The 6,583-nt window shown below is 37.0% G+C and carries 6 protein-coding genes and 1 pseudogene; 6 read left to right on the forward strand and 1 reads right to left on the reverse strand.

Features of this window, described 5'->3' with window-relative positions:
• Positions 1-136: 136 nt before the first annotated feature.
• Positions 137-341 (reverse strand): annotated as a pseudogene (locus HLX49_RS09590) (helix-turn-helix transcriptional regulator).
• Positions 342-783: 442 nt separating this feature from the next.
• On the opposite strand from HLX49_RS09590, the gene HLX49_RS09595 reads away from it, so the two are divergent.
• The 6 genes from HLX49_RS09595 to HLX49_RS09620 all read left to right on the forward strand — a co-directional run bounded on the left by HLX49_RS09595 (position 784) and on the right by HLX49_RS09620 (position 6,422).
• Positions 784-1,335, forward strand: a complete 552-nt coding sequence (locus tag HLX49_RS09595) for a manganese efflux pump (RefSeq protein ID WP_077706422.1) — start codon at positions 784-786, stop codon at positions 1,333-1,335.
• A gap of 481 nt (positions 1,336-1,816) precedes the next feature.
• Positions 1,817-2,422, forward strand: a complete 606-nt coding sequence (locus tag HLX49_RS09600) for a low molecular weight protein arginine phosphatase (RefSeq protein WP_077706421.1) — start codon at positions 1,817-1,819, stop codon at positions 2,420-2,422.
• 15 nt (positions 2,423-2,437) lie between these two features.
• Positions 2,438-3,733: a methyl-accepting chemotaxis protein gene (locus tag HLX49_RS09605; protein ID WP_296361537.1), complete on the forward strand. Its 1,296-nt coding sequence runs from the start codon at positions 2,438-2,440 to the stop codon at positions 3,731-3,733.
• A 165-nt stretch (positions 3,734-3,898) separates the two neighbouring features.
• Positions 3,899-4,345, forward strand: coding sequence for a ribose 5-phosphate isomerase B (gene rpiB / locus HLX49_RS09610; RefSeq protein WP_077706419.1), 447 nt, complete (start codon positions 3,899-3,901; stop codon positions 4,343-4,345).
• A 71-nt stretch (positions 4,346-4,416) separates the two neighbouring features.
• Positions 4,417-5,001, forward strand: coding sequence for a TIGR01440 family protein (locus HLX49_RS09615; protein WP_077706418.1), 585 nt, complete (start codon positions 4,417-4,419; stop codon positions 4,999-5,001).
• Positions 5,002-5,177: 176 nt separating this feature from the next.
• Positions 5,178-6,422 (forward strand): serine hydroxymethyltransferase, encoded by a 1,245-nt coding sequence (locus tag HLX49_RS09620; RefSeq protein ID WP_077706417.1) that lies wholly within the window; start codon positions 5,178-5,180, stop codon positions 6,420-6,422.
• Positions 6,423-6,583: the final 161 nt, after the last annotated feature.

The following is a 6,583-nucleotide window of genomic DNA, read 5'->3' on the forward strand; positions in this document are numbered from 1 at the left end:
AAAGATTTAATTTTAAAAAAATAATAACTCTCCTCTTTCATCCATTGATTCCTTTTTTCTTTCAAAATTGGCTTGTTATATTTCCGAAACAATAATAAGTAATGCTAGCTCTATAAATAGGTTGTGGTTAACGTAATCATACAACTTTCTCCTTAAATTTAAATACTTCTGTAATCTCTTTTCCCAATGAATTAGAAATCTTAAAGGCCGATATCAATGAAGGGTTATATTTGTTTTTTCTAATGCTGCAATTGTTTGGCGACTAACACCTACGTCATCGAAAAGTGTTGCTGGGTCCATTTCTTCTCAGCCCTTCCTGCAGATATATAGTTCTCTAACATTGAGATACCTCTTTTCTTTCTGGAATTCTAATACAATTATTGTAATTTATTTTTTTGTTTTTTACATAATGTAAAATATTCACGACATTCGAATTTCTTATATAGATTATTCCTTTATAAATTTGATTTCCTCTAAAAATTTTAAGATTAATTAAATGTTGTTAGACGCTAGCCTAAATGGAAATCAGCTTATATCTAGCTTCGAAAAATAGAAGGGAAAGGTGCTTCTTAATAAGAAAACAGCGACTGTCACTCTAGTCTGATTGTGAATATATTCCAAATGGATAGTGCCATCTTTAGTTGGGTATTTACTTTTTTGGATTTATTAGAAAGAATATTTGATCTGAAAATTTAGATGTTATTTATGCAACGCTAGTGAAATCAAACATATTTCTCCTTAGATCATCATATAGTTTAAAAGCATGTCCAAGGGGGAGTTTACGTGTCAGGATACATTGGTGAGGTGACAGCCTTATTATTTCTAGCTTTTGCGCTTGGACTTGACGCCTTTTCTGTCAGTTTAGGATTAGGGTTACAGCGTCTTCGTTTAAAGCGTATAGCGCTCATTGGGGTTGTAGTAGGGCTATTTCATATACTTATGCCATTTTTAGGTATTCTATTTGGTACTATGATATCAGAACAAATCGGTAGTTTAACTAATTTAGCTGGCGGATTGTTACTTGTAGGGATTGGCGCCCAAATGTTTTTTTCTGCTTTTAATCAGAACGTAAAAAAAATGATTCAACCAGTTGGTGTCGGATTGCTTTTATTAGCACTCGGCTTAAGTATTGATAGCTTTTCTGTTGGGTTAAGTTTAGGTATCTCTGGAGTCAAGACGGCTATAGCACTTTTGCTATTTGGAATGGTAAGTGCTTGTCTATCTTGGATCGGCATGCTGCTTGGAAGGAGAGTAGAAGGTTACTTAGGTGCTTATAGTGAGCTGTTAGGAGGGAGTATTTTAATTGCTTTTGGCTTACATGTATTATTCGGATAAATAAGAAATAGTTCGCATGTTGTTCTGCTATAGGGAAGGTTCAATAGTTTAAAGTTTATACGAACAAAATTAGCAACGTTGTTTTGCAGTAAAGACTTAGCGGTAAGCATGTTTTTTATAACTGCGCAAAGGCTTGGTTCTATACCAAGTTTTTTCTAATAGTCTAGGAAATTATAAAATTTTGCAGCTGTAGATAAACGTACTAAGTTATTTAGCCACGTCCGGCTCCAGCGCCCAGAAACTAGGCGACTTCACGAATCGCCCTACGATAAGTCATCATTGGCTCGTGCAACACCGCCTCACCATGATTCCTAAAACTTTAGTTGCTTCGTTCCACTCGCTACGTTGCTGACCGGGCGCCCCGAGCCTTTGTTCTTACTAAAGGAAGTTGTTCATTCGTCTCTATACAGGGGGAAGAACTGGTGAAAGGAAAGATGGATATGATATATTGATATCAGAGTTTAGTATCGGAGGTAACAGTATGAGATTGTTATTTGTGTGCACTGGTAATACATGTCGTAGTCCAATGGCTGAAGCCTTAGTGAAGCATAAAATTCCGGAAGTAGAAGTACAGTCAGCTGGTATATTTGCAACCAATGATCAACAAGCAAACCCTAAAACGATTGAAGTCTTAAAGCAAAAACAAATAAAAATGAACCATCTTTCCCAGCCGGTTACGAAAGATTTACTTCATTGGGCTGACGTAGTCTTAACAATGACAACCCAGCATAAGCAGTCGTTAATTATGAATTTCCCCCAATTTCAAGATAAGTACTTTACATTAAAGGAATATGTCTTAGAAGCCGATAAAAAAGTATGGGAAAAGTTAAAAAAAGCATATGCAGATTATGAGGAAAAAAGATCAATATTTATCCAGAAACATCAGCATAAACTGGATAATTCTCTTCTCAATCAACGCATTCAAGAACATTTAGCCGAAGACATGGTGAATATTCGAAGGCTAGAAGCGAATCTAATCAATTATGATATTTCTGATCCTTTTGGTGGAGATTTGCGGACCTATCAGGAGACGCTTGATGAGTTGGATAAGTATATTGATCTGCTTCGTAAAAAACTTACAAAGTAGACGGGGGAATAATCTATGGAGAAGAAGAAATATCGGTTCAGTTTGCGCTTAAAACTCGTGCTATTTACAACGAGCTTAGCTTTGGTAACGTATTCAGTAAGTGCTATATTTATATACTTTATTTATGACTATGTAAAGGATTACTGGGACGTTTCTGAACACTTTTTTACAATAACGACGTTTATCCTTGGTATTATATGGTCTGGTATTCTCGCTTTTTTTGCTGCAAGAGTGATTGTAAAGCCATTAGAAAAGCTAGAAGCAGCCGCTTCAGAAGCTGCTAAAGGGAACTTAAATCAAGTTATTGAAATCTCCAAATCAGATGATGAGGTAAAAGCTTTAGGACTGGCTTTTGATAGCATGTTAAAAAATTTACGCAATATTGTACATAATATCGATCAACATTTTGAAAATACGAATCAATCTGTTGTACAAATTCGACAGGCTTCGGAACAAGCAAGCCATCATTCTATGTCGATACGTTCATCTGCTGATGAAATTTCTAAAGGAGCAGAAAGCGCATCAGAATCCATTCAAAATACCGCTGAAGCAGTAGAAATGTCAACAGAGCTTGCCGAAGAAGTACAAAGAAAAGCCAGTGATTCTAAACATAAATCGAACGCCATGATGGAAATTTTAGAGCGCAGTAAAGTCGCAGTTAATCAACTTGTGGAAGGAATTCAAAAACTTGCCAATGAACAGGAAGCTTCCCTTAAAGATGTGGATCATTTAAAACAGAATGCGCTACAAGTGGAAACCATTATTACACTTGTTGGTGAAATAGCTGAACAGACGAATTTATTAGCTCTCAACGCTTCAATTGAAGCTGCTCGAGCGGGAGAACATGGGAAAGGGTTTGCTGTAGTGGCTGATGAAATTCGGAAGCTTGCAGATCAAAGTGCACAAGCTGTGCAGCAAATTTCTGGATTAATTACTGCTATACAAGAGGATGTTGCAACGGTAGTTGGGAAAATTAATGATAATGTATCCTATGCAAAACAGGAAGCAAGTAATGGCAAATCAACAAATTCCTCCATTGCGGAGATGTCTAGTTCTGTAAGTGAGGTGGCAACAGAGATTGGCAGAATTACGGATTTAGTCGATCGCCAATTGGAATCCATCCAAAATACAGTAAAGCAATCCCAAGAGGTAGCTGCTGTAGCTGAGGAGACATCTGCTGGTGCTGAGGAAGTGAATGCCTCTATACATGAACAAGCTTCCACAATAGAACAGATTGATGAATTAGCGCATGCGTTGGAAGAACAGGCTAAAAATTTGAATAAGCAAATTAATCAGTTTACAGTAAATTAATTTTTGTTTTTTTGGTAAGTTTTAGCAAAGTTTGACGATGAAGCCAATCTTTATCTAGGCTAATATCAATATTAGAATCGTCCTTGTCGCATAAAGTGGTGAGTAATAACTAGGATGTAATGGAATGAACATGATAAAATAAGAGACAAAAAGGAGTTTATGCAAATGAAAGTAATCATAACAGCAGATCATGCAGGTATGACAATTAGAAACGAAATCAAAGATTTGTTAACTGAAATGGGAATTGAATTTGAGGATGCCGGTTGTAGTTGCGAAGGTTCTGTTGACTATCCTGATTACGCACTACCGGCAGCGGAACGTGTAGCAAAAGGGGAATTTGACCGTGGCATTTTCATTTGTGGAACTGGAATTGGCATGTCTATCGCTGCAAATAAAGTAAAAGGCATTCGTTGTGCACTTACACATGATGTATATAGTGCGAAGTTAACAAGGCAACATAATGACACGAATGTACTTGCTATGGGAGAAAGGGTAGTTGGTCCGGGATTAGCCCGTGAAGTAGCAAAAGTATGGTTAGAAACAGAGTTTGATGGCGGTCGACATGATAATCGCATTGGTAAAATTACAACATATGAAGATGGAGTGCAATAGTTAGTGCGAAATGAAAAAAATCAACACTCATTAGAGATTCTTTTATAACGAAAGAAAGGTGTTTCAAGTTGATGCAAGAGTCGTTTTATCAAGAATTAACAGTGCAAATGAATGGAATTCAGAAAGAGTGGCAAGAGTCAGGGCGTCTTCAGCGCGGGAATTTATTTGTGGTTGGATGTTCAACTAGTGAAGTAGCAGGAAAGTCTATTGGAACGGCAGGAACGAAAGAGGTTGCGATTATTATTTATCAAGCATTAAAGGAACTGGCAGATAAAACTGGAATTCGCCTCTGTTTTCAATGCTGTGAGCACTTAAATCGAGCATTGGTGATGGAAAGAAGCACGATGATTGATTTTCAATTAGAGGAAGTATCCGTTATACCAGTTAGAAAAGCCGGAGGGGCGATGGCTGCTTATGCATTTGAACAATTGGAAGATCCTGTGGTAGTGGAGAATGTAGCAGCACATGCAGGAATAGATTTTGGTGAAACGATGATTGGAATGCATTTGAAACCAGTTGCTGTACCTTTTCGGTTTCAACAACGATTTTTAGGAGAAGCGCGTGTTAATGCAGCCTATACGCGTGCGAAAAGAATTGGCGGAGCTCGTGCTGTCTATCCTGATGATAATCATGACTCCATGAACAGAGACTGTTAATTAAATAAGCGAAAACTGTATTGAGATCTTTGGACATTATTAAGCCACTCGCTTGCTGTTCTAATACTTATATAGAAAGAGTTCCTTTCTTTTCAATGAATACGAAGTAAAAATTGGGTTTGTTCTTCTAACCGTTTCAAGCTACAATAGAATTATACATAAAAGGGGGTAATCAAATGGACTATGTCAAACAAGCTGATATCGAAATCTTTCAAGCAATAGAAGCGGAAAAGAAACGTCAACAAGATAATATTGAACTAATTGCTTCTGAAAATTTTGTGTCAGAAGCAGTAATGGAAGCGATGGGATCTGTACTTACGAATAAGTACGCAGAAGGTTATCCGGGAAGACGGTATTATGGAGGATGCGAACACGTAGATGTCGCTGAAAATCTTGCTCGAGATCGTGCAAAGCAGTTGTTTGGTGCGGATCATGCAAACGTGCAACCTCATTCTGGTGCACAGGCAAATATGGCTGTTTACTTTACAGTTTTAGAACCTGGCGATACAGTGCTAGGAATGAATTTGAATCATGGCGGACATTTAACACATGGTAGTCCAGTTAATTTTAGTGGTACATTATATCGCTTTGTTGATTATGGTGTTGATGAAGAGACAGAAAAACTAGATTATGAAGCTGTTTTAAAAATAGCAGAACAGGAAAAGCCAAAGCTTATCGTAGCTGGGGCTAGTGCCTATTCAAGAATCATTGATTTTGCAAAATTTCGTGAGATTGCTGACAAAGTAGGCGCATATTTAATGGTGGATATGGCGCATATTGCTGGATTAGTAGCTTCTGGTTTACATCCTAACCCAGTTCCATATGCTGATTTTGTTACGACGACAACACATAAAACATTACGAGGTCCTAGAGGCGGTATGATTTTGTGTAAGGAAGCATTTGCTAAGAAAATTGATAAAGCCGTATTTCCTGGAATGCAAGGTGGCCCGTTAATGCATATTATTGCAGCTAAAGCTGTTTCTTTTAAAGAGGCATTATCTGATTCTTTTAAAACGTATAGTAAGCATGTTATTGAAAACGCCAAGGTCCTAGCAGAAGCGTTACAATCTGAAGGAATACGTATCGTATCTGGAGGTACGGATAACCATCTTTTATTATTAGATGTTACTCCACTAGATTTAACAGGGAAAGTAGCTGAACACGTATTGGATTCAATTGGAATAACTGCTAATAAAAATACGATACCTTTTGATACAGAAAGTCCGTTTGTTACCAGTGGTTTACGTATAGGAACAGCAGCAGTTACTACGCGTGGTTTTGGCAAGTCAGAAATGAAAGAAATAGCGTCTATTATGGCAATGACGTTAAAAAATCATGAAGATCAAAAGGTGCTAGAGACAGCTGCACAACGTGTAAAAACATTAACTGAAAAATTTCCACTTTATGCTGTTTATGCATAAAAAAGAGGTGCCGATTTGGCATCTCTTTTTTATAGTCTAGGAAATTACACTAGCGTTGCATAAACTTTTTATAAAGTAGTCAAGAAAAAACAACTTGTGTCAATACTAAGAATAATAGGAATTATCAATACAAAAACGCATAAAAAAACCTTATAATTAGG

Origin of the sequence: Virgibacillus sp. (assembly GCF_013393565.1) — a bacterium.
In the GTDB taxonomy this organism is placed as follows: domain Bacteria; phylum Bacillota; class Bacilli; order Bacillales; family Amphibacillaceae; genus Virgibacillus; species Virgibacillus dokdonensis.